This is a genomic window from Deinococcus radiopugnans ATCC 19172, assembly GCF_006335125.1.
Taxonomy (GTDB): domain Bacteria; phylum Deinococcota; class Deinococci; order Deinococcales; family Deinococcaceae; genus Deinococcus; species Deinococcus radiopugnans.
On the sequence record NZ_VDMO01000006.1, the window covers coordinates 124,006 to 145,116 of the forward strand.

Below are 21,111 nucleotides of genomic sequence, written 5' to 3' on the forward strand. Positions count from 1 at the left end.
CTGTTTTATCGCCGGTCCGCCTCCGGCTCCCGCTCACGCTGATCTTCCCCATTGGTCTGCGGATACAGCCAGCGCAGGAAGACCAGGAACAGCCCGATCACCGTCGCCGTGCTGGTGGTCAGGAAAGCCACCAGCACGCTGCTGTCCAGCCGGAAGGGCCGCCCGCCCAGCTCACCCCAGCCGGCCGCCAGGGTCAGGGTCACGTCGGCGATCAGCCAGCCCGCAGACAGGATAAACACGATGGCCCCCACACCCAGCCGCAGCAGCCGCTGGTCCACCGCCTCGCGGTAGCGCAATTGGCGGGTCATCCTCTCCAGATCGGTGTTGGAGATGGGGGCGCGGCGTTCGCTTTCCAGACCCTGCTGCACGGCCCGCTCGATGGCCGACTGAACGGGTATGGGCGGGGCGGGTGAGGCTGCTGGCGCGTCGCCGAGCCGTCCCTGTGGTTCAGGCACTGCGCGCCAGACTGGTGTAATACTCGCGGGTGATCTCGTCGGGAATCAGGTTGTCCTGCAGGCCGTAGGTCTGGGACCACGGGCTGCCCGCGCGGTGCGTCAGGCGCGAGAGTTCACCGCCCTCCATGCCGCCGTACCCACTCCAGACGCTGCGGATCACTTCCAGCGCCTCGGGGTCGTTGGCCAGCTCAGGTTCGCCGGGCGCGACGGGCAGAGGCTCGGAAATCGGCACCCGGCCGCGTTCGCCCCAGTGCTGCCACAGCCGCCGCACCACCGGCCCACGTTGCCAGGCATGCACCGTGTTGTACATCAGTGGCCGGCCCAGCAGCGCCAGCGTGTAGCCGTGCGCGATGTACACCAGCTTGTGCACCTGCATCTGCGTGAGCGCGCGGCCCTCGGCGCGGGCCAGGTCCAGAAAGGCGTTCGCCACCACCTCGGCGGCGTACCCGGTGCGTTTGGGATCGTCGATGGCGATGGTCATGGCGTCTGCCCTCCTTTACGGCTCCAGCGTAACACTGCCAGCGTCGGGAGGCCAGCGTCTTGGCCGCTACAGTCGGCCCAGGTAGGCGTGCGTGCGGTAGGTCAGCGTGACGTGACCGTCCGAAGCGTGGGCGTCAAACGCCGCGTCCAACTGCCGTCCCACCGCCGCAAAGCCAGAATCGTCCGGTGACGGCAGGTAACTGACGCTGCCGGCCAGGGCACGCAGGCGCTCGCGACTCAGTGAAACGGGATTGTCGAAGGTCTGGACCTCGAAACCGCCCGGCATCAATCGGGGCAGCTCCCGCTCCGGCACCCGCGAGATCAGCTCGCCGTCCTCGCGGCTGAAGGCAGTCACGACTTCGCGGTAGGCGGCGTTGAAGCCTGCACCGTCCAACCCTGGGTCCACCCCGCGCCAGTCGTTCCAGACCAGCAGGACCTGCCCGTCTGGCCTCAGCACGCGCCGGAATTCCCGGACGGTGGGCGGCGGATCGAACCAGTGCGCGGCCTGCGCGGCCGTGATCAGCGACACCGAGGCGGAGGCCAGCGACGTGGCCTCGGAGGTGCCGGCATGGACGCGCAGACGGCCGCCCGCCACCTCTGCCTCCAGCGCCGTTTCGAGTTGGGCGCGCATCTCCGGGTTGGGTTCCACAGCGTCCACGGCGAAGGCTGACCCGCTGCCCTGCGCCAGCAGCAGCCGTGTGAACAGGCCCGTTCCCGCCCCGACGTCCGCCACGCGGCCAGAGAGCAGGCCCTGACCTGCCAGCCACTGACCCAGCGCGGCCGGATACGTCGGGCGGGCCGAGGCGTATACGCCCGCGCGGCCCAGAAAGCGGTCGGCATGGGTCACGCCTTGACCTTCGCCTTCTTCACGCGCAGGGGTTCGGGCGCGGCCGCCACGCGCGACGAGGGCCGCCACGCACTCGCCAGAAAGTACGCCAGCCCGCCCAGCGCCCCCACCACGATCAGGAAGCCCAGCAGACGCCACAGCACCGCCGCCGTGCCCACCACGAACGCGCCCAGCCCCACCAGCAGTTGCCCCAGCAACCACACCAGCGAGAGCGCCGCGATGGCCAGCAGCACCACGCCGATGACGGCCAGAATCAGTCTTGCCATCCCAGAAGAATAGGGCAGACGGACCGGCAGCGGGAGTGAACCGTCTGGTCCGGCCTTTTCCGGGGGGACAAAGGTGGATGACGACGGTGAATTCGGTGTGCCCCGGACGGCGCATCTGTATTGTTCGCCTGGACCAGCCTTTCTCTGTCGCTCCAAGAATCACGAAAGAGACTGGGGCCGCGAGCTGCACGCCCCGGCCCCAGCCCCTGATACCGAGCTTCAGTTCATGTTGCCGATGATCGCGTCGGCGAATTCGCTGGTCTTGACTTCCTTGGCGCCGTCCATATTGCGGGCGAAGTCGTAGGTCACGACTTTCTGGGCAATGGTGGCGTCCAGACCCTTCAGGATCAGGTCGGCCGCTTCCGTCCAGCCCATGTAGCGCAGCATCATTTCGCCGGACAGGATCACGGAGCTGGGGTTGATGACATTCTTGCCCGCGTACTTGGGCGCGGTGCCGTGGGTGGCCTCGAAGATGGCGTGCCCGGTCACGTAGTTGATGTTGGCCCCCGGCGCGATGCCGATGCCGCCCACCTGCGCGGCCAGCGCGTCGGAGATGTAGTCGCCGTTCAGGTTCAGGGTGGCGATCACGTCGTACTCGGTGGGACGCAACAGGATCTGCTGCAGGAAGTTGTCGGCGATCACGTCCTTGATCACGATGCCGTTCGGCAGCTCGCACCACGGGCCGCCGTCGATTTCCTTGGCGCCAAATTCCTTCTTGGCCAGCTCATAGCCCCAGTCGCGGAACGCGCCCTCGGTGAACTTCATGATGTTGCCCTTGTGCACCAGCGCCACGCTCTTGCGGCCGTTGTCAATGGCGTACTGGATGGCGGCGCGCACCAGCCGCTCGGTGCCTTCCTTCGACACGGGCTTGATGCCGAACGAGCTGCTTTCGGGGAAACGGATCTTGGTCACGCCCATCTCGTTCACCAGGAAGTCGCGCATCTTGGCGGCCTCGGGCGTGCCGGCCATGTACTCGATGCCGGCGTAGATGTCCTCGGTGTTCTCGCGGAAGATGGTCATGTTGACGTCTTCGGGGCGCTTGAGGGGGCTGGGCACGCCCGCGAAATACTGCACCGGACGCACGCAGGCGTACAGGTCAAGTTCCTGGCGCAGCGCCACGTTGATGCTGCGGATGCCGCCGCCGACGGGCGTGGTCAGCGGCCCCTTGATGCCGAACAGGTACTCGTCGAAGGCGTCCAGGGTTTCCTGCGGCAGCCACTGGCCCTCGCCGTAGACCTGCACGCTCTTCTCGCCCGCGTAGACTTCCATCCACTCGATCTTGCGCGTATCGCCGTAGGCCTTCTCGACGGCGGCGTCCAGCACGCGGACGCTGGCCTTCCAGATGTCGGGGCCGGTGCCGTCGCCTTCCACGAAGGGAATGACGGGGTGGTTGGGGACGCTGAGTTTCCCGCCCTGCATGCTGATCTTCTCGCCCTTTTCGGGCCGCTGGATATGGCTGCTCATAACCTCCAATCTAGCGCCTTGAGGTGAGCCTGGGAAAATAGAGGGCTGTTACTGTCCGGGTTTGGGCCGGGTTCAAAACACAAGATGAGAGCCACCATCAGGAAGTTCCCTTGGAACGGTATCGCCCTCTGAAGGTTCGCCTCACCGCGTTCGGCAACTGGGAGGGCATGGTGGGGGCACCTTAACCGGAATCCAACTTCAGGAGGTCATTTACATGAGTGACGACAAGAGTACTGCCGGGAACATGCTGGACGCCGCCAAGGCCAAGATCAACGAGGGTGCAGACCGCGCCCGCGCCGCTGGACACGATCTGGCCTCCAATGTGGGCGGCACCATGGACAACATGGGCGACAAGGCCAAGGCCACCGAAGACCGGGCCAAGGCCGAAGTCCACAACGCTGAAGCGCACGCCAATTACAACGAAGGCAAGCGCGAAGCCAAGGACGGCGACGGTCACTAAGACCTGAGCGTTCAGGATCCAGAGTTCCAGCCTCCGCCCCCTGTGGGTGGGGGCTTTTTTGTGGCCTCAACGCATGTGAAGTATCCTGCGGCCATGCGCAAGCTCCTCTTGCTGGCTCTGTCTGCTTGTACTCTCTCAGCCTGTCATCCTGTCGCTATCCCCGAAGAAGTGGTGATGACTACCAAAACAACCCTGCCCGCCAGCGTAGGAGCCAGAGAGGACTTGACCATCGGCCTTAAGGTCATTCAGGGCTGCACGTTTTTCAGCAAGGTGAACGTGGTGGAGCGCAACGCAAGCAAGCTCAGCATTCAGGTGATTGGTAAAACGCAAAAGCCCTGTCCGGCCGTTCCTAACGCGGCGGCCCGTGATCTGACCTTCACTGATAGGGTTGGCCCGTACTTTGAAGAACCGGGGTTTCCCGAACGCACCAATCCTTTTGAGATTTGGGTCAACGGCAGCAAGGCAGGCACCGTCACCGTCCAGTAAAGCTGCGCTCTCCCCTACGGTCATGCCGCTACACTTTTGCCCATGACCACCACTCCCCGGCGGGTGTCGCGCCGAGAACAGCACCGTGTCGGCGGCACCGGGGCGAAAGTCACCGCGCGCAACACGCTGATCGCCTACGCCTTCCTACTGCCCTTTCTGATCTTGCTGGTGGTGTACCACACCTGGCCGGTGATCTTCGGCACGTATCTGGCCTTCACGAAATACAACATCATCAGCCCGCCGCAGTGGGTGGGCCTGGACAACTTTAAGGAGCTGTGGCAGGACGAGCAGTTCTGGTCTGGCCTGACCAACAGCCTCAAGTACATCCTGATCGTGCCGGTGATTCAGATTTTGGCCCTGCTGGTGGCGCTGCTGGTCAACCGGCCTATGAAGGGCATCGGCTTTTTCCGCACGGCGTTCTACGTGCCGGTGGTCACCAGTTTTGCGGTGGTGGGCCTGATCTGGAACTGGATGTACCAGCAGGACGGGGCCGTCAACACCATTTTAAGGATGATCGGGCTGTCCCAGAAGGGCAGTTTTTTGAACAACCCGGCCACCGCGCTGTACGCCGTGATGTTCGTGACGCTGTGGAAAGGGATCGGCTACTACATGGTGCTGTATCTGGCAGGCCTGCAGGGCATCAGCCCGGAGCTGGAGGAGGCGGCCACCATCGACGGCGCGAGCCGCCCGCAGGTGTTCTGGAACATCACGCTGCCAGGGCTGCGCCCCACCATTCTGGTGTGCAGCCTGCTGAGCACCATCAGCGCCATCAAGGTATTCGAGGAAATCTACGTGATGACCCAGGGCGGCCCCGCCGGAAGCACGTACTCGGCGCTGTTCTACACGTATTCGCGGGCCTTTCAGGACTTTCAGTACGGACTGGCCGCCGCCGGGGGCATCATCATCGCGGTGATTTCCATCATCTTCGGGCTGATCAATTTCCGTCTGACGCGGGGGGGAAAAGCCGATGCTTAAGGCACGCCCCGCCCCGGCCCAGCCCGATTCCTTTGCCGTCACCGCTGCCCGGCTGAAGGCCAAGCGCATCCAGCGCCGCCGCCTGACCGATGTGCTGGCCTACGCCGTGCTGACTGTGATCGCGCTGATCATGCTGTACCCGTTCTACTGGACGCTGATTACCAGCTTCGAGCCGACGGGCAACATCTACGAGGCCAAGATCCTGCCCAAAGCGGTGGGCCTGCGCAACTACGCCGAGATGTGGAAAGGCACCACCGTCCCCTTCTGGCGGCTGATTCTCAACAGCCTGATCATCTGCACGCTGGGCGTGACCCTCACCGTGACGCTGGCGACGCTAGCCGCCTATCCGCTGGCGAAGATGCGCTTTCCGGGCCGTGACCTGATCTTCTACGCGATTCTGGCACTGATGGTGCTGCCCAACGAGTCAGGGCTGATCGTCAACTACATCACCACGATTAAGCTGGGGCTGTTGCAGCAGACCAATCCGGTGATCGACGCCATCCGGCAGTACCTCGCGGTGGTGCTGCCGGGGCTGGCGAGCATCGTGGGCCTGTTCCTACTGCGGCAGGCGTACCTGGGCATTCCGCTGGAGCTGATCGAGGCCGCCCGCATCGACGGGGCCTCCGAGCTGACCATCTGGCGGCGGATCATGCTGCCGCTGGCGACGCCCACGATTGCGGCGTTCGCCATTCTGGAATTCGTGGCGTACTGGAACTCGTTCCTGTGGGCGCGGATCATGCTGCCCGACAAGAACCTGCTGCCGCTGTCGGCGGGCCTGCTGGAACTCAGCGGAACATTCAGCACCAACAGCCGCGCAGTGATGGCGGGCGCGGTGATCACGATTATTCCCATCCTGATCGTCTTCGCCTTCGGGCAGAAGTACTTCATGAAGGGATTGGAGGGGGCGGTGAAGGGGTGAATGGGGGCTACGGATTCCGTCGTACCAGTAGGGGGATGAACACATGAAAACAACGCTGGCTGCTCTGACTTTTGCCGTCATGTTGACCGCCTGTGGCTCTCAGGAAACCACGATCCGTGCCTGGCTGGAGCCTGACGTTCTTGGCGTGGTGGATGTGGACTTCCCGGCCACCCTCAGCGCCACGGATTCTCTGACCCTCACCCTCCACTACAGTGAGACCTGTGTTCAGTCGGACGAGCGAATCAGCGTGTTCTCGCGCACGGCCACGGAGCTTCGGCTGGGTGCAACGGCCACTTATGCCAGGCAAGAGCCATCCCTGGCGTGTCCTCCCGTTTATATCGAAAAAACGCTGGACTACACCGATCCCGGCACCCCGACACGCACCAATCCCTTCGAGATCATCGTGAACGGCAAATCCTACGGAACCGTCCGCATCCAGTGACCCTCGCCTACCAGACCCTTTCCCAAACCTGGGACGTGATCGTCGCCGGGGGCGGCACCGCCGGGGCCATCGCCGGAATTGCCGCTGCCCGGGCCGGGGCGCGGGTGCTGGTGATCGAGGCGCAGGGCAGCCTGGGCGGCACCGGCACCAACGCCTGGGTCACGCCGCTGATGCGAAACCTCTCGGCAGGCGAAAACCTGAACCGGGGGCTGACGGATGAGTTGAAGGCCCGCCTGCTGGCACGCGGTGACGGCGCGGTTGACCCCAACGGCAACGACAACTGGTTCAACCCCGAGGGCATGAAATTCGTGCTGGAGCAGATGCTGCTCTCGGCAGGCGGCGAGGTGCTGTACCACACGCATGTGGTGGAACCTGTGATGGCAGATGACGTTGATGGTAGATGGTTGATGGTTGATGGAAAGGACACCGCGCACCGCGTACCGCTCACCGCCCCCCATCCTTTCCCACAAGCCACAGGCCACAAGCCACAAGCCATCCATTCCCTTGTCATCCACAACAAGGGCGGCCTGCAAGCCCTCCGGGCCGCCGTGTTCATCGACGCCACCGGGGACGCCGATCTTGCCGCGCGGGCGGGCGTGCCCTTCCACGCAGGCGATGAGGACGGCATTCATCAGGCCATGAGCCTGCGCTTCACGCTGGCCGGGGTGGACACGGCGCGGCTGTGCGCCTTCCTGAACGCGAACGGGCAGGGCCAGACCGGCGAGCACTTCCTGCACTTCTGGATGGTCTGGGGCAAGAACAGCACGCTGGAGCCGCTGTTTCGGGAGGCGGTGGAGGCCGGTGTGTTGCTGGAGCGCGACGGCGACTACTTCCAGGGCTTCAGCGTTCCCGGCCGGCCCGGCGAGATCAGCTTCAACTGCCCGCGCATCCGGCCTGAGCTGCACGACGGCGCTGACCCGTGGCAACTCAGCGCGGCGCAGACCGACGGGCGCGAGGCGATTGACCGCCTGACCGCCTTCTGCCGGGCCTCCCTGCCGGGGTGCGAGAACGCGTTTATCGGCGTGGTGGCCCCGATGGTGGGCGTGCGCGAATCGCGGCGCATCGTGGGCGAGTACACGCTGACGCTGACCGACATTCTGGACTGCGCCCGTTTCCCGGACGTCATCTGCCGCAACCACTACCCGGTAGATATTCACAGCGTCAAGGGTGGCGCACGGCTGCTGCACGAGCGCGACGGCACCGCGCCGTACTTTGCAAAGGACGCCTACCACGAGATCCCGTTCCGCGCCATCGTCCCCGTCGGCATTTCAAACCTGCTGGTGCCGGGACGGGCGGCCAGCAGCACCTTCGAGGCGCAGTCGGCCATCCGGGTGCAGCAGAACTGCCACAGCATGGGCGAGGCCGCCGGAATCGCCGCCGCGTGGGCCGCGCGGGAGCATGACGGACGCGTGCGGGATGTGGGGATCGACGCGCTCCAGACTGAATTGAGAAGATTGGGAGGAAACCTATGAGCCGAGCCACAACGCTGCACTCCGAACGCGCCTACCGCATCGAGCCCGAATCCCAGTACACACCGCAGATCGGCGCACTGGTGGAGATGATGAACTACACCCGCCTGACCACCTTGCAGGCGGTGGAGGGGCTGACGACAGAGCAAGTCGACACCGTGCCCGAGGGCTTCGGCAACTCCATTGGCATGCTGCTGGCGCACATCGCGGCGGTAGACCGGGTTTACCAGATGATGTCGTTCGAGGGCCGCGATTTTGGGGAGATGGACGGGGCCATCATGGGCGGGCTGTCGATGGGCCAGCAGGGCACGCCGCCTCCCACCGGGCAGAGCCTGGACACCCTGCTGGCCGAGCTGGACGCCGCTCGCAAGCTCACGCTGGACACCTTCACCACCAAAGACGACGACTGGCTGGCCTCGCGCCTGCCTGCGCCCTACGACGACATGAACCAGCACTGGGCGTGGTTTCACGTCATGGAGGACGAGGTCAGCCACCGGGGGCAGATCCGAATTCTGCGGAAACACGTCGCACCAAAGAAGAAGGAGTGAGCGGCGAATTTCTGCTGATCCGGCACGCGAAGGCCAGCGGACAGGCTCCCGACGCGCCGCTGACGGCGGAGGGGCAAATGCAGGCGCAGCGACTGGCCGCGCAACTCGCCCAGCACCCCATCACCCGCGTCGTCAGCAGTCCGTGGCGGCGGGCGGTGGACACGGCGCGGCCTATCGCACAGGCGCTGGGCCTGAAGATCGAGACCGATGGACGGCTGACTGAGCGCGTCCTGAGCCCCACCGATCTCCCCCATTGGCAGACCGTCTTGAGGGCAAGTTTCGCCGCACCTGCGCTGAAGCTGCCCGGCGGCGAATCCGGCATGGGAGCCAAAGCCCGCGCCCTGGCCGCCCTTCACGACGCGCGGGATCCGCATGGTCTCACCGCCGTCTTCACGCACGGCAACCTGCTGGCGCTGCTGCTGGGCCTGGACTACGAGGGCTGGGCGGGATTAAGAAACCCGGATGTGTGGCAGTTCAGTCTGGACGGACAGGCTTCGCGTATACCGTTGGCATGACCCGCGCCTTCCATCCCTCAGATCCGCACGCCGCGCCCACGGCGAACGGGCTGCCCTACCGCGTCGAACGCCGTGTCCTGGCCGGGATTCCCTGCCTGCTGGAACTGCCCCCGGAAGGTCAGGACGTGCAGGCGGTCTGCCTCGTCCATCACGGGGCCTGGGCCGCCAAGGAGGGCAAGCTGGGCGTGTATGCCGCGCTGGCAACGCGCGGCACGGCGGTGGTGATTCCCGATGCCCCGCTGCACGGCGAGCGGCAGGCCGACACCCCACCCGGCCTGAATGCCCGCGAGTATGTCTGGGAGAGCGTGCGCCGCTCGGTGGCCGAGGCCCCGGCCCTGCTGGACGCAGTGGTAGAGCTGTATAGCCCAGTGCCCACCGTCGCCGTCGGCTCTAGCATGGGCGGCTACGTGGCACTGACGCTGGCCCGCACCGAGGCGCGAATCGGGCGGGCGGCGGCGCTGATCACCTCCGGCGTGTGGCACGAGCCGGAGGTGGGGCGGCCAGAACTCGTGCGCTTTCTGGATGAACACCGGCCCAACACGCACGCCGACGACTTTCCACCCACGCCGCTGCTGCTGGCGAGCGGGGACAGTGACCCGACGTTTGAGCTGGACGCGCATCACGTGCCGACAGCGCAGGCGTTGCGCGCCGCGTACGCGCGGGCGGGACAGTCTGACCACTTCAACGAACAGGTCTTCGCCGGGGTGGGCCACTACACCAGCCAGGGCATGCGGGACGCGGTGGTGGATTTTCTGACCCGGACGGACGTGCCGTAGCATGGGCGCATGCCATTCAACGCAACCAACCGCCTGAAACGGGCCCCGCTGCTGGCCGCGCTGGGTTTGATCGGCCTGGGCCTGGGCCGCGCCGGGGCGCAGGTGGGCCAGCCGCTCGCCCCGTTCCTGAACAGCCCGTCGCTGGCCGACGTCAAACAGGGGGCGGCGGGCCTGCTGACCTTCGCCGACGGGTCCAGCGCCGTCCTCCAGAGCCGGGGCGGCTACGTGACCGGCGCGAAGATCACCGTGTCGAACGTGGACCCACAGAAGGCGGCGGCGCGGGCGGCCGAGTTGACCGGGCTGCTCAGCGGTTTTGGCAGCGGGCTGGCCGAACCTTTGCTCGGCTTTCTGGGCCGCGAGGACGTGGGCAAGAAATTGCTGGAGGGGCTGACGGTCGACGCCGAGCCGTTCGCGATCACGGTCAAGGCCGACGCCCAGTTGCTGTCCGTGGACCTCAAGCTAGCCCGCGTGCCGGACGGTGCCTTCGCGCCCACCGCCAACGCCCTGCCCGCCCGCCGCGTCAGCAAGAATGACGTGGTGCTGCGCGTCTACAGCGATTTCCAGTGCCCGTACTGCCGTCAGTTCGAGAGCGAGACGCTGCCTGCCCTGCTGCGCTCCCTGCCGGACGACGTGCGCGTGGAATTCCACCAGTTTCCGCTGGAAAGCATTCACCCGCTGGCCCGCCCCGCCGCCGAGGCCAGCGAATGCGCCGCGAAGCAGGGCAAATTCTGGGCCTACAAGGACGCACTGTTCCGCGATCAGTCGTGGCTGGCGGGCCAGGCAGACGAGGTCTTTGCGGCCCTGGCTGCCGAGACGGGCCTGAACACCGGCACCTTCAACACCTGTCTGGCAACGCGCGGCGGCCAGGCGGCCGTGGACGCCGGGCTGGCCGAGGCCGAACGCCTGGGCCTGAACGGCACGCCCAGCGTGTTTGTCGGCCCCTACCAGGCGGCCAATCCCTTCGACACGGCGGGGCTGCTGGACCTCATCAAGTTCACCCGCGCGGTGGAGGGCGGCCAGCCTTGACCCGCGCGCTGTACCACCACGATCCGGTGCAGCTGACCTTTGCGGCCACGGTCAGCGCCAGCCAGGGCCAGGAAGTCGCGCTGGATGCCACCGCCTTCTACCCGGCGGGCGGCGGGCAGAGCGCCGATCACGGTGTCCTGCGCTGGCCGGGCGGCCAGGCCCGCGTGACCGACACCCGCAAGGACAAGGCGACGGGACAGATCTGGCACACGCTGGACGGCCCCCTCCCCAGCGTCGGCACGGCACTGACGGGCGAGGTGGACGCGGCGCGGCGCTGGCGGCACATGGCGCGGCACAGCGGCGAACACCTGCTGGCCCAGGCCTTCGTGCGCGTCAACCCGGCCTTCGCCGTGGACGCCGTCAACATGACGAATCCCGAATGCACCCTGGACCTGCGCGGCGCCCCCACGGAAGCCGGCGTGCGCGCCGCCGAGACCCTGCTGCGCGAAACGCTGGCGCGGCAGCGCCTGACGCTGGACACGCCCACGGTGGCTGAGGAAGAACTGGCAAATTACCCGCTGCGCCGGGAAACCAAGGTGCGCGGACAGGTGCGGCTGGTGATCTTCCGGGGCGAGGACGGCCTGCCCTTCGACGTCAGCGCCTGCGGCGGCACGCACGTTCCGCAGGCCAGTCTGGCCGCCCCGGTGGTGGTTCTGCGCACCGAGCGCATCCGGGGCGGCGTGACCCGCGTGGTGTTCATGGCGGGCGAGGAGGCGGGCGAATACCTGAGCGCCACCTACCGCGAGGCCCGCGCCCTGGCCCAGACCTTCAGCGTGCCGCCAGAGCGGCTGACCGAGCGGGTGGAGGCCCTGCGCGGCGACGCCGTGACGTTAAAGGCCGAAACGGCGGGCCTGCGTGAGCGGCTGGCCCACCTGCTCGTGGAGGCTACGGCCCCCGACGGTCTGGGCCTGCGCTGTCTGGAGCTGGATGACCCGGCCCTGCTGCTGCCGGTCCTGACTGACGTGTCCGCCGGGGAGGTGCGGGTGGCCCTGGCGAAGGGCGGACGCTGCGGCGTCGCCAGCGCACGGCAGGACATTCACGCGGGCGAGGTGTTGCGGGCGGCGCTGGCTGTGACCGGGGGCAAGGGGGGCGGACGGCCCGATCTGGCGCAGGGCAGCACGCTGAAGCCGGAGGGGTTCCTGGCCGCCGTGCGGGCCACCCTGGCATCCGCGCCCTCCTCCTGATCGCCCGGCCCTGCTAACCTGTGTCCCCATGAGCATTCACCTGAACGCCGAACCCGGCCAGATTGCCGAAACTGTCCTGCTGCCCGGCGACCCGCTGCGCGCCCAGCACATCGCCCAGACCTTCTTCGAAAACCCCGTCCAGCACAACAACGTGCGCGGCATGCTGGGCTTTACCGGCACTTACAAGGGCCAGCGCGTCAGCGTGCAGGGCACCGGCATGGGCATTGCCAGCTCGATGATCTATGTCAGCGAACTGATCACCGACTACGGCTGCAAGAATCTGGTGCGCGTCGGCACCGCAGGCAGCTACCAGGAAAACGTGCATGTCCGCGACATCGTGCTGGCCCAGGCCGCCAGCACCGACAGCAACATCAACCGCATCCGTTTCGGCGAGAAGACTTTTGCGCCCATCGCGGACTTCGGGCTGCTGCTGCGCGCCTACCAGATCGCCCAGGAGCGCGGCTTCACCACCCACGTCGGCAACATCATGAGCAGCGACACCTTCTACCACGACGATTTTGACCAGTACAAGATCTGGGCCGACTACGGCATCCTGGCCGTGGAGATGGAGGCCGCCGGGCTGTACACCCTGGCCGCCAAGCACGGCGTGAAGGCACTGACCATCCTGACCATCAGCGACCATCTGGTCACCCACGAGGTCACCACCTCCGAGGAGCGCCAGCAGACCTTCGATCAGATGATCGAGGTGGCGCTGGACGCCGCGCTGGGCCTGGAATAAGACCTGGAAGTGAAGGGGCCTGTCAGATATTCAGTCTGACAGGCCCCTTCACTTGCCACTCAGTACAGCGCGCCCGCGTCAAATGTCGTGTTGTTCAGGATGCTGTAGCCCAGCGCCGTGGCCGCGTCACCCCGGCTGCCCAGGGTCTGCATAATGGCGCGGCCCAGCGCCTCGTAGCGGTCCACCAGCGCCTTCCATTCCTGCGGTTTGTACAGGCTGTACTGCTCGTCGGGCGCGGGTTGGTAAGCCCGCAGCGTGGCGATATAAGCGATGTGTTCGGTGGTGGCCTGCGCGATCTTCTGGCCGTACAGTTGTCCGGTCTGCGCGCCCAGTGAGCTGCGGGCCAGGGCCGAGAGACTCTGCAACTGGTCTTCGAGGCGGGGATACATGCGCGGCACGGCGTGGCTGTACAGCGTGCCGCCGCCCGCGCGGATGCCTGCCAGCTGACCCTCCAGCGCCCTCATCTCGCGGTACTGCTGCCGCAGGCCGTCGATCCGCGCCCTGAGTTTGGGAAAGGCCGCCAGCTCTTTTCTGAGCCGGGCCGCACGGCACTCGGCCCAGTTGACCGAGGCGTTGTCCTGATCGGCCTCGCTCCACTGCCCGATGGTCAGGGTGGCATACGCCCCGTCGTCTACGGCGTTGGCCAGAGCGCAGTTCGGCGCGGTCTGGGCCTGGGCGGCGGCGCTCAGGGTCAGCAGGACGGGCAGCAGCCGGCGTGCGGGAAACATGGAGCCAGCTTAGCCGATGGAAGAATCGGCGCGTCGGCGCAGGCGGGCGATGAAGAAGCCGTCAATGCCGCCCTCCGGCACGGTCAGCAGGCCGTCTCCGGCGGGCACGTGCGGCACCTCCACCTCCGGCACGGCCTCGGCCTCGAATTCGGGATGTCCGGCCAGGAACCCGGCGATCACTTCCGGCCCCTCCTGCGGCGTGACCGAGCACACCGAGTAGACCAGCGTGCCGCCGGGGGCCACCAGCGCGGCGGCGTGGGGCAGCATCTGCGCCTGCAGGGCCGCCGCCGCCGCCACCGCGTGCGGTGTCAGCCGCAACTTGATCTCAGGGTGGCTGCGCAGGGTGCCGCTGCCGGTGCAGGGCGCGTCCAGCAGGACGTGGGCAGCGGGCGGCAAATTGACGGGTTGGGTCAGATCGTGGGTCAGGAACTCGGCCTGGAGGCCCAGGCGGCCCAGGTTGGCGCGGGCCTGCTCGTGCTTGTGCGGCAGCAGGTCCACGCTGGTCACCTGTGCCCCCCGCGCGGCCAGCATGGCGGCCTTGATGCCCGCGCCGCCGGCCAGGTCCAGCACGCGCTCACCCTGCACCTCGCCCAGCGCGTCCACGCAGGCCAGACTCGCAGGGTTGATCGGCTGCGCCCAGCCGCGCGTAAACGCCTCGGTCTCGCGCAGGGGGCGCGACAGTTCTACCCGGTCCGTGCCCTGCGGGCCGGGGTTGAGCCGGCTGCCCTCGGCCTCCAGGGACCGGAACCCGGCCTCGGACACGCTCAGCCACAGCGGCTGCGGGGTCAGCAGGTCGGCGAACACGGCCTCCGCCTGTGCGCCATACGCAGCGCGGTACGTCTCGGCCAGCCAGCCGGGCAGTTCGGTGCGCGTCACCTGCGACGGTGCAGGCGCCTCAATGCGGCGCAGCACCGCGTTGACCAGTCCCGGCGGGGCCAGCCGTGCGCCGCGCGCCAGATTGACGTACTCGCTGACCACCGCGTGCGGCGGGGTGTCCAGGTACAGCTTCTCGAAGGCCCCGGCCAGCAGCAGCGTGCGCACCTTGGGGTGGGTGTCGCCGGTCAGCATGGGGCTCAGGGCCGTGTCCAGGCTGGGAAAATGACGCAGCGTGCCGTACACGATGTGCGTGGCCAGTCCCGCGTCGCGGCCCGGCAGGTGGGCTTTCTGCAGGGCCGCGTCCAGCGCCGGGGCGGCAAAGCTCTCGCCCGCCAGCACACGCAGCAGCACCCGCACCGCGAGTTCGCGGGCCGGATTGAAGGCTTCGGGTCTGGGCCGGGGGGTAAACGTCATTCAGGGCCAGCATACGGGCTGACGCGCGGGCAAATGGTTTGCGCGCACGGGTTCGCGCCCGTTGGCGGGCCGATGTAGGGGCGTGCGTCCGGGCCACCCACAAAACAGCCCTCTCGTCTTCACTCGGACAGGAGGGCCAGCAACTTTGCAGGCGGGTTGTCGATGCTCCCGCTTCTGGAAGGCCCCGCCCGAAAGTGACCCCAGTGTGCGCCGCTGCCGGGAACCGTGCATCCGCCGAAAGTCGCAGGACCGGCTAGGCCGAATGGCAGAGGGCCGGAAAAGAGCGGCGGGCAGCAGACCTGCAAGGCCAGTTGGCGGGATCAGGTGGTCAGCGGGCGAGCCTGGGGTCCAGGCCACCGGCCACCCCACCCCCTGCCGCCATCCACACGGCTATACTGCCCCCAACGTGTTCCGACGCCCCCGCCCCCCCCAGCCGCCCCCGCTCGCGTCCGCCGAGGCGCGCGTTCCCTCTGCCAGCGCGCCTGCGGGCGATATGGAGGCCGTGCGCGTCCTGAACGAACTGCTGGCGCGTCCCACCCACGAAGGCGTGCTGGAAGGCGCGCTGAGCCACGCCAGCTTTCTGCTGGGCGGCAACCTGCGCGGTTACGCCGTGACGCACCGGGCGCAGGGCCAGGACCGGGTGACGGCGGTGTTCGGCTACCCCAAGGCGCTGGTCGGCACGCCGTTGTCCGGCCCCTGGGCAGCGCTGCGCACGCGGGTTCTGAGCGACGGCTCGCGCGAGCTGTACGAGGCCAACCCGCCCGAACTGCACGGCGTGCTCGACACCTGTGGCATGCGGGACGTGGCGCTGTCGCTGGTGGTGCCGGTCAATGACCGGGGCCGGAACATGGGCGCGCTGGTGCTGGACCGCAACACCTCCGAGGACATCGGGCTGGCCGCGCAGGAACTGGTGACCCGTTGGGCCACGGCGGTGGCGCCGCTGCTGGGCCTGCTGGAAAGCCGCGAGAACTGGCGCCTGACCGCGCGGCAGGTCAGCAGCGGCGTGGTGGAAGCCCTGGAGAGTCAGGAATTCGATGCGCTGGGCCACGGACAGGCCGTCGCCGAGGCCAGCGTGAAGCTGGGACGCGCGGTGGGGCTGGCGGAGCGGGAACTCGAAGAGCTGTGGTTCGCGGCCACCCTGCACGATCTGGGCAAGATCCACGGCGAGAAGGGCCACGCCCAGGTCGGCGCGAACTTTCTGCACGGCGTGCCGCATATGGTCCAGGCGCAGAAGGCCATCCGCCACCACCACGAGCGCTGGGACGGTCAGGGCGAACCCGACAAACTGGCTGGAGAGGACATCCCGCTGTACGCCCGCATCCTGGCCGTCGCCAACGCCTACGTGCGGCTGGGCGATTTCGAGCGGCTGCGCGGGCAGGCAGGCAAGGGACTGGACCCCCGTCTGGTGGGCCTGATGGAAAAGGTCAGCACCGAGCCATCTGCAAAATGAGCGGTCCGCTCAACCCTGGTCAGTTCAAGCGGTGCGCGCCCAGTGGCGGGCCGCCGCGATGAGGTGGCCGTGACCCTGCGCCCCACCTCTGCTGGTACTGCACGTCCACAACGCTTCCCGGAGCTGGAGGCCCGTTACGGCCCGCTGACCCCGATGGATTCGGGCATGCAGAGCCGCGTGTACACCACTGCGGACGGCGCGGCCGTGGTCAAGGTGTACCGCAACCACCTCCAGCAGCACCGCACCGAGGCGCAGAACATGATTCAGGCGGGCATGGGCGGGTGGCTGCTGGGCGTCACCGAGGCCGACGGGGTCGAGGCGCTGGTGATGCGCCGCTTCGCGGGTCATCCCCTGCGCGCGAGCGACGTGCCGCGCGCCCTGCCCGGCCTGCGCCAGATCGTGACCGACCTGCATGCCCAGCAGCGAGGCCGCGTCAACCTGGAGCGGCTCCGCGAGCGGCTGATGCGTTTTCGCAGTGCCCTGGCCGCGTACCCACTCCCGGACCTGTTCGAGGCGGTGGACCTGCCGCTGGAGCGGGGCCTGCTGGACCAGCCGGCCGCGTTCTGCCACCTGGACATGTGGCACGACAACATCCTGATCGCCCACCGGCCCGGCGCGGACCAGGCGAGTCCGGACAGTGCGAATCAGGACAGCGCGGACCAGGAACAGGTGCTGCTGATCGACTGGACGCGCGCCGACTGGGACGATCCGCTGCGGGACCTGGCGCTGCTCAAGACCGGCACCCTGGACCTGCTCAGCGCCGGCCAGAGTCTGGACGCCGCCCTGGGCTTCTTGCCGGACCGCGCCCCCGCCACCCTGACCCGCTACCGCGCCTATCTGGCCCTGACCACCCTGCATGACCTGTACTGGTTCCTGATGAACGAACCCTACGAATTCGATGCCCAGAAGGAGTTCAAGGTGGCCCGCGCCCGCCACGCGCTGGCGCGGCTGCCAGAAGGCGGCTGACCGCGAAGCGCCTCACGGACGCCCGCCCGCACCTCTGCTAGCCTGCGGCCCGAATGCTCGGCATGGGGGAGGTGAGAGGGCGTGGCAACGGTGGCAGAACTGCGTGAACGGCTGAGGCGGCCCCTGGCGGCCGAACTGGCGGGCGGGTGCCAGAACCGGGTGGTGGCGGGCGGCGTGGACAAGCTGCTGGCCTCGCCGCTGGGCAACCCTTTTCCCAAAATCCGGGAGACGCTGAGGGGCTACGGCGACCTGGGGGTCACGGAGCGAGAGGAAGCATTGAAGACAGCGTTGGCGGCCCTCTCAGACGGCGAGAAAGAGAAAGCCAAACCTGTCCGCGCCCCACGTCCCGCCGCCAAGCAGGCCGTGCCCACGGCGGCCCCCGGCGAACGCCTGCCCATCGACGCCCCGCTGGCCCGGCTGGACACCGGCCCCGGCGGCGCGCGCAAGTTGCAGACGCTGGGCCTGCACACCGTCCGCGACGTGCTGCACGCCTACCCTCACCGCCATGAAGACCGCCGCGCGCTGCCCGATCTGTCGGACGTGGAGGAGGGCCAGAAGGTGACGGTGGAGGGCCGCGTCGTCGCCAAGTCGCGCCGCAGCCCACGCCCCGGCATGCTGGTCATCGACGTGACGCTGGAAACGCCGTCGGGCGGACGGGTCAAGGCGACGTGGTTCAACCAGCCGTGGGTGGAAAAACAACTGCGCGAAGGCGCCGCGCTGGTGCTGACCGGGCGGGTCAAGAAGTTTGGCCGCAGCGTGCAGCTGGGCGTGGAGCATCTGGAGACGCTGGACAACGCCCAGGACAGCCTCAGCACCGGGCGCATCGTGGGCGTGTACGACGCCAAGGAAGGCATCTCGCAGGAGTTCCTGCGCCGCGCCGCCTTCCGGGCGCTGGGGGCCGCGCCGCTCGACGATTACCTGCCGGTTCACTGGCGCAGGAAGTATGGCGTCACCGATCTGGCCGACGCCCTGTGGGGCCTGCATTTCCCCAGCGACGAGACCCACCTGACGCGGGCCACCTCCCGCCTGCGCTTCGACGAGTACCTGTTCTTAGAGTTGCGGATGCTGCTGCAGGGCGAGGACTCGGTGTTGCAGGGCAAACGCTTCCAGGCCACCGGCGACGACATCAACCGCTTCGAGGCCGCACTCCCTTTCCGCTTTACCAACGCCCAGCGCCGCGTGTTGCTGGAAATCACCGACGACATGCGCGGCGATCAGCAGATGGCCCGGCTGATCCAGGGTGACGTGGGATCGGGCAAGACCGCGGTGGCGGCCTGCGCGCTGTATCTGGCGGTGCGCGACGGCTATCAGGGCGCGCTGATGGCCCCCACCGAGATTCTGGCGCGGCAGCACTACGCCAACCTGCGCGGCTACCTGGGACAACTCGACGTGCGGGTGGGCCTGCTGATCGGCGCGATGACCCCCAAGGACAAGCTGGAGATGCAGACCCGCATCGCCGAGGGGGAGGTGGACGTGGTGGTGGGCACCCAGGCGCTGATTCAGGAGAACGTGCGCTTCGACAACCTGGGGCTGGCGGTGGTGGACGAGGAACATCGCTTCGGCGTGCAGCAGCGGCGCCGACTGCTCGCCAGCCGCCCGGACGTGCTGGTGATGTCCGCCACCCCGATTCCGCGCAGCCTCGCCCTGACCGCTTACGGTGACTTGGAACTGAGCATCATCGACGAGCTGCCGCCGGGCCGCACCCCGATTGAAACCAAGCTGCTCCAGGACACCCACCGTGTCCAGGCGTACGGCTTCGTGATGCGGCAGATTCGCGAGGGCCAGCAGGCCTTCGTGGTCACCGCGCTGATCGAGGAGAGCGAGACGCTGGAACTGCTGGCCGCCACCCAGCTGGCCGAGGATCTGAAGACCATTCTCCCCGAGGCGCGGATTGACCTGTTGCACGGCAAGATGAGCGCCGCCGAGAAAGACCACGTGATGGAACGCTTCCGCGCCCACGAGTTCGACATTCTCGTCTCGACGACCGTGATCGAGGTGGGGGTGGACGTGCCCAACGCCACCGTCATGGTGATCGAGAACGCCGAGCGCTTCGGGCTGGCGCAGCTGCACCAGTTGCGCGGGCGGGTGGGACGCGGGAGCCAGCAGAGCTACTGCGTGCTGATCGCCGGGGAACACAGCCAGAAGACCCGCAAACGCCTGAAAATCATCGAGGGTTCTACTGACGGTTTCGTGATCGCCGAGGCCGACCTGAAGCTGCGCGGCCCCGGCGAACTGCGCGGCACCCGCCAGAGCGGCATTCCCGACCTGCGGCTGGCCGATCTCGCCAACGACGCGGAGGTGATCGAGCAGGCCCGCGAACTGGCCAAGCACATCCTGGCGCACGATCCCCGGCTGGAGCATCCACGCCTCCAGTATTTGCGGAGCGAATTGCAGAACCGCAGCGAGAGCGTGGCCTACCGCGAGGTGATCTGAGGCCACCCCGCCCCAGGGACCGGGCGACGTGGCCCTGTTCTCCCCCAGTCCCGCCCTGTGTGGCTCCGGACAAGGGGAAGTCGCCAGTTTCTCATCCAATGGTGACAACGCTGTGACACCTGTCGGCCTATTGTGGTGTCACAGCGCACAACTTAAAGGTGGGCCGAGTGAAGTCCACAGCGCGGAAGGACCGGATCACACAAGGATCGGGTCCTTTCTTTCTGCGGCCCCGAACCCCGACCCTGGCCCAGCAGCCACGCACGCGGTCTCCCCCACCCCCGGCCCGTATGCTGGGCCGATGACACCTTCAGACAACACGCAGAGCATGAGGGGCCGCTCCGTTCTGGTCACGGGCGCGACGGGCGGCATCGGGCTGGAGACCGCGCGGGAGCTGGCGCGGCGCGGCGCGGCGGTCACGGTGCTGGGCCGCAACCCCGAAAAGACCGCGCGGGTGGCCGCTGAGATCGGGGCCGCCGGAACGCTGCTCGCGGACCTCGCGGAGATGGGGCAGGTGCGGCAGGTGGCGGCCGAATTCCGGGACCGGGTGGGCAGTCTGGACGTGCTGGTCAACAACGCCGGGGCCTTCTACACCACGCGCCAGGAAAGCCGCGAGGGTGTGGAACTGACCTGGGCGCTCAACCACCTGGCCCCCTTTCTGCTGACGCGCGAACTGCTGCCGCTGCTGCGGGCGGGCAACGCCCCACGAGTGGTCACGGTGTCCTCGGGCGCGCATGTCATGGGCCGCATCCGCTTCGACGATCCCGAGTTCCGGCGCGGCTTCGGCGGCTGGGCGGCCTACGGCCAGAGCAAACTGGCCAACATCCTGTTCACGCGGGAGCTGGCGCGGCGCGAATCCTGGCTCCAGGCCAACACGCTGCACCCCGGCTTCGTGTCCACCGGCTTCGGGCAGGACAGCGCGCTTTTCGGGCAGTTCAGTCGCCTGGGCATCACCCCTGAGCAGGGCGCGCAGACCAGCATCCATCTGGCGGCGGACCCCATTCTGGTGTCGGGGCGCTACTTCGTGGAGTCGCGCGAGGCGCTGCCGGCCCCTCAGGCACTCGACGACGGCGCGGCCCTGCGGCTGTGGCACCTGAGCGAAGCCTATGTGGGCGAGGAGGCTCCCCTGCCCCCGAAGACCGCCCAGAGCGGCCAGCCAGTCCCCCACTGACCAAGCAGACAAGAAGGGCGAGAAA

General features: G+C 67.6%; 23 protein-coding genes. 16 read left to right on the plus strand and 7 right to left on the minus strand.

Features of this window, described 5'->3' with window-relative positions:
- Positions 1–5: 5 nt before the first annotated feature.
- The 5 genes from FHR04_RS07090 to icd form a co-directional block, all read right to left on the minus strand.
- A complete protein-coding gene (locus FHR04_RS07090; RefSeq protein ID WP_249039017.1) occupies positions 6–455 on the minus strand; it encodes a hypothetical protein in 450 nt (149 codons plus the stop codon).
- Positions 448–936: a Panacea domain-containing protein gene (locus FHR04_RS07095; protein WP_139401976.1), complete on the minus strand. Its 489-nt coding sequence runs from the start codon at positions 934–936 to the stop codon at positions 448–450. The genes FHR04_RS07090 and FHR04_RS07095 overlap by 8 nt, the downstream gene beginning before the upstream one ends.
- 66 nt (positions 937–1,002) lie before the next feature.
- On the minus strand, positions 1,003–1,782 hold the full coding sequence (locus FHR04_RS07100; protein ID WP_139401978.1) for a class I SAM-dependent methyltransferase: 780 nt from the start codon (positions 1,780–1,782) through the stop codon (positions 1,003–1,005).
- Positions 1,779–2,048: a hypothetical protein gene (locus FHR04_RS07105; protein ID WP_052195252.1), complete on the minus strand. Its 270-nt coding sequence runs from the start codon at positions 2,046–2,048 to the stop codon at positions 1,779–1,781. Before FHR04_RS07105 ends, FHR04_RS07100 begins: the two co-directional genes overlap by 4 nt.
- A gap of 219 nt (positions 2,049–2,267) precedes the next feature.
- Positions 2,268–3,512 carry an NADP-dependent isocitrate dehydrogenase gene (gene icd, locus FHR04_RS07110; protein WP_139401980.1) on the minus strand — a complete coding sequence of 415 codons (1,245 nt, stop codon included), beginning with the start codon at positions 3,510–3,512 and terminating at the stop codon, positions 2,268–2,270.
- Between the two features lie 214 nt (positions 3,513–3,726).
- Here icd and FHR04_RS07115 point away from each other — a divergent pair, with 214 nt between their 5' ends.
- The 12 genes from FHR04_RS07115 to deoD all read left to right on the plus strand — a co-directional run bounded on the left by FHR04_RS07115 (position 3,727) and on the right by deoD (position 13,051).
- Positions 3,727–3,972, plus strand: a complete 246-nt coding sequence (locus FHR04_RS07115) for a hypothetical protein (RefSeq protein WP_039684704.1) — start codon at positions 3,727–3,729, stop codon at positions 3,970–3,972.
- Positions 3,973–4,065: 93 nt separating this feature from the next.
- Positions 4,066–4,458 carry a hypothetical protein gene (locus tag FHR04_RS07120; RefSeq protein ID WP_139401982.1) on the plus strand — a complete coding sequence of 131 codons (393 nt, stop codon included), beginning with the start codon at positions 4,066–4,068 and terminating at the stop codon, positions 4,456–4,458.
- A gap of 42 nt (positions 4,459–4,500) precedes the next feature.
- On the plus strand, positions 4,501–5,433 hold the full coding sequence (locus tag FHR04_RS07125) for a carbohydrate ABC transporter permease (RefSeq protein WP_139401984.1): 933 nt from the start codon (positions 4,501–4,503) through the stop codon (positions 5,431–5,433).
- Positions 5,426–6,352, plus strand: a complete 927-nt coding sequence (locus FHR04_RS07130) for a carbohydrate ABC transporter permease (protein WP_139401986.1) — start codon at positions 5,426–5,428, stop codon at positions 6,350–6,352. Before FHR04_RS07125 ends, FHR04_RS07130 begins: the two co-directional genes overlap by 8 nt.
- A gap of 43 nt (positions 6,353–6,395) precedes the next feature.
- A complete protein-coding gene (locus FHR04_RS07135; protein WP_139401988.1) occupies positions 6,396–6,794 on the plus strand; it encodes a hypothetical protein in 399 nt (132 codons plus the stop codon).
- Positions 6,791–8,266, plus strand: a complete 1,476-nt coding sequence (locus tag FHR04_RS07140; RefSeq protein WP_139401989.1) for an FAD-dependent oxidoreductase — start codon at positions 6,791–6,793, stop codon at positions 8,264–8,266. Before FHR04_RS07135 ends, FHR04_RS07140 begins: the two co-directional genes overlap by 4 nt.
- Complete coding sequence (locus FHR04_RS07145; protein WP_139401991.1) at positions 8,263–8,811, plus strand: DinB family protein; 549 nt, start codon at positions 8,263–8,265, stop codon at positions 8,809–8,811. Before FHR04_RS07140 ends, FHR04_RS07145 begins: the two co-directional genes overlap by 4 nt.
- On the plus strand, positions 8,808–9,326 hold the full coding sequence (locus FHR04_RS07150; protein WP_139401993.1) for a histidine phosphatase family protein: 519 nt from the start codon (positions 8,808–8,810) through the stop codon (positions 9,324–9,326). Before FHR04_RS07145 ends, FHR04_RS07150 begins: the two co-directional genes overlap by 4 nt.
- Positions 9,323–10,102, plus strand: a complete 780-nt coding sequence (locus tag FHR04_RS07155) for an alpha/beta hydrolase family protein (RefSeq protein ID WP_139401995.1) — start codon at positions 9,323–9,325, stop codon at positions 10,100–10,102. The genes FHR04_RS07150 and FHR04_RS07155 overlap by 4 nt, the downstream gene beginning before the upstream one ends.
- 9 nt (positions 10,103–10,111) lie before the next feature.
- Positions 10,112–11,128, plus strand: coding sequence for a DsbA family protein (locus tag FHR04_RS07160; RefSeq protein ID WP_139401996.1), 1,017 nt, complete (start codon positions 10,112–10,114; stop codon positions 11,126–11,128).
- Positions 11,125–12,312 (plus strand): alanyl-tRNA editing protein, encoded by a 1,188-nt coding sequence (locus FHR04_RS07165; RefSeq protein ID WP_139401998.1) that lies wholly within the window; start codon positions 11,125–11,127, stop codon positions 12,310–12,312. The genes FHR04_RS07160 and FHR04_RS07165 overlap by 4 nt, the downstream gene beginning before the upstream one ends.
- Before the next feature lie 28 nt (positions 12,313–12,340).
- Complete coding sequence (gene deoD, locus FHR04_RS07170; protein ID WP_139402000.1) at positions 12,341–13,051, plus strand: purine-nucleoside phosphorylase; 711 nt, start codon at positions 12,341–12,343, stop codon at positions 13,049–13,051.
- A gap of 59 nt (positions 13,052–13,110) precedes the next feature.
- On the opposite strand, the gene FHR04_RS07175 is transcribed toward deoD, so the two are convergent.
- Together FHR04_RS07175 and FHR04_RS07180 are read right to left on the minus strand one after the other, a co-directional pair.
- Positions 13,111–13,779 (minus strand): hypothetical protein, encoded by a 669-nt coding sequence (locus FHR04_RS07175; protein ID WP_139402002.1) that lies wholly within the window; start codon positions 13,777–13,779, stop codon positions 13,111–13,113.
- Positions 13,780–13,788: 9 nt separating this feature from the next.
- A complete protein-coding gene (locus tag FHR04_RS07180; protein WP_139402004.1) occupies positions 13,789–15,069 on the minus strand; it encodes an RsmB/NOP family class I SAM-dependent RNA methyltransferase in 1,281 nt (426 codons plus the stop codon).
- A gap of 406 nt (positions 15,070–15,475) precedes the next feature.
- On the opposite strand from FHR04_RS07180, the gene FHR04_RS07185 reads away from it, so the two are divergent.
- From FHR04_RS07185 to FHR04_RS07200, 4 genes are all read left to right on the plus strand, one after another.
- Positions 15,476–16,519: an HD-GYP domain-containing protein gene (locus FHR04_RS07185; protein WP_249039018.1), complete on the plus strand. Its 1,044-nt coding sequence runs from the start codon at positions 15,476–15,478 to the stop codon at positions 16,517–16,519.
- A 69-nt stretch (positions 16,520–16,588) separates the two neighbouring features.
- Positions 16,589–17,485 carry a phosphotransferase family protein gene (locus tag FHR04_RS07190; RefSeq protein ID WP_249039019.1) on the plus strand — a complete coding sequence of 299 codons (897 nt, stop codon included), beginning with the start codon at positions 16,589–16,591 and terminating at the stop codon, positions 17,483–17,485.
- 81 nt (positions 17,486–17,566) lie between these two features.
- Positions 17,567–19,918, plus strand: a complete 2,352-nt coding sequence (gene recG, locus FHR04_RS07195) for an ATP-dependent DNA helicase RecG (RefSeq protein WP_139402006.1) — start codon at positions 17,567–17,569, stop codon at positions 19,916–19,918.
- Positions 19,919–20,216: 298 nt separating this feature from the next.
- Positions 20,217–21,086, plus strand: coding sequence for an SDR family oxidoreductase (locus FHR04_RS07200; protein ID WP_211344175.1), 870 nt, complete (start codon positions 20,217–20,219; stop codon positions 21,084–21,086).
- Positions 21,087–21,111 lie beyond the last annotated feature (25 nt).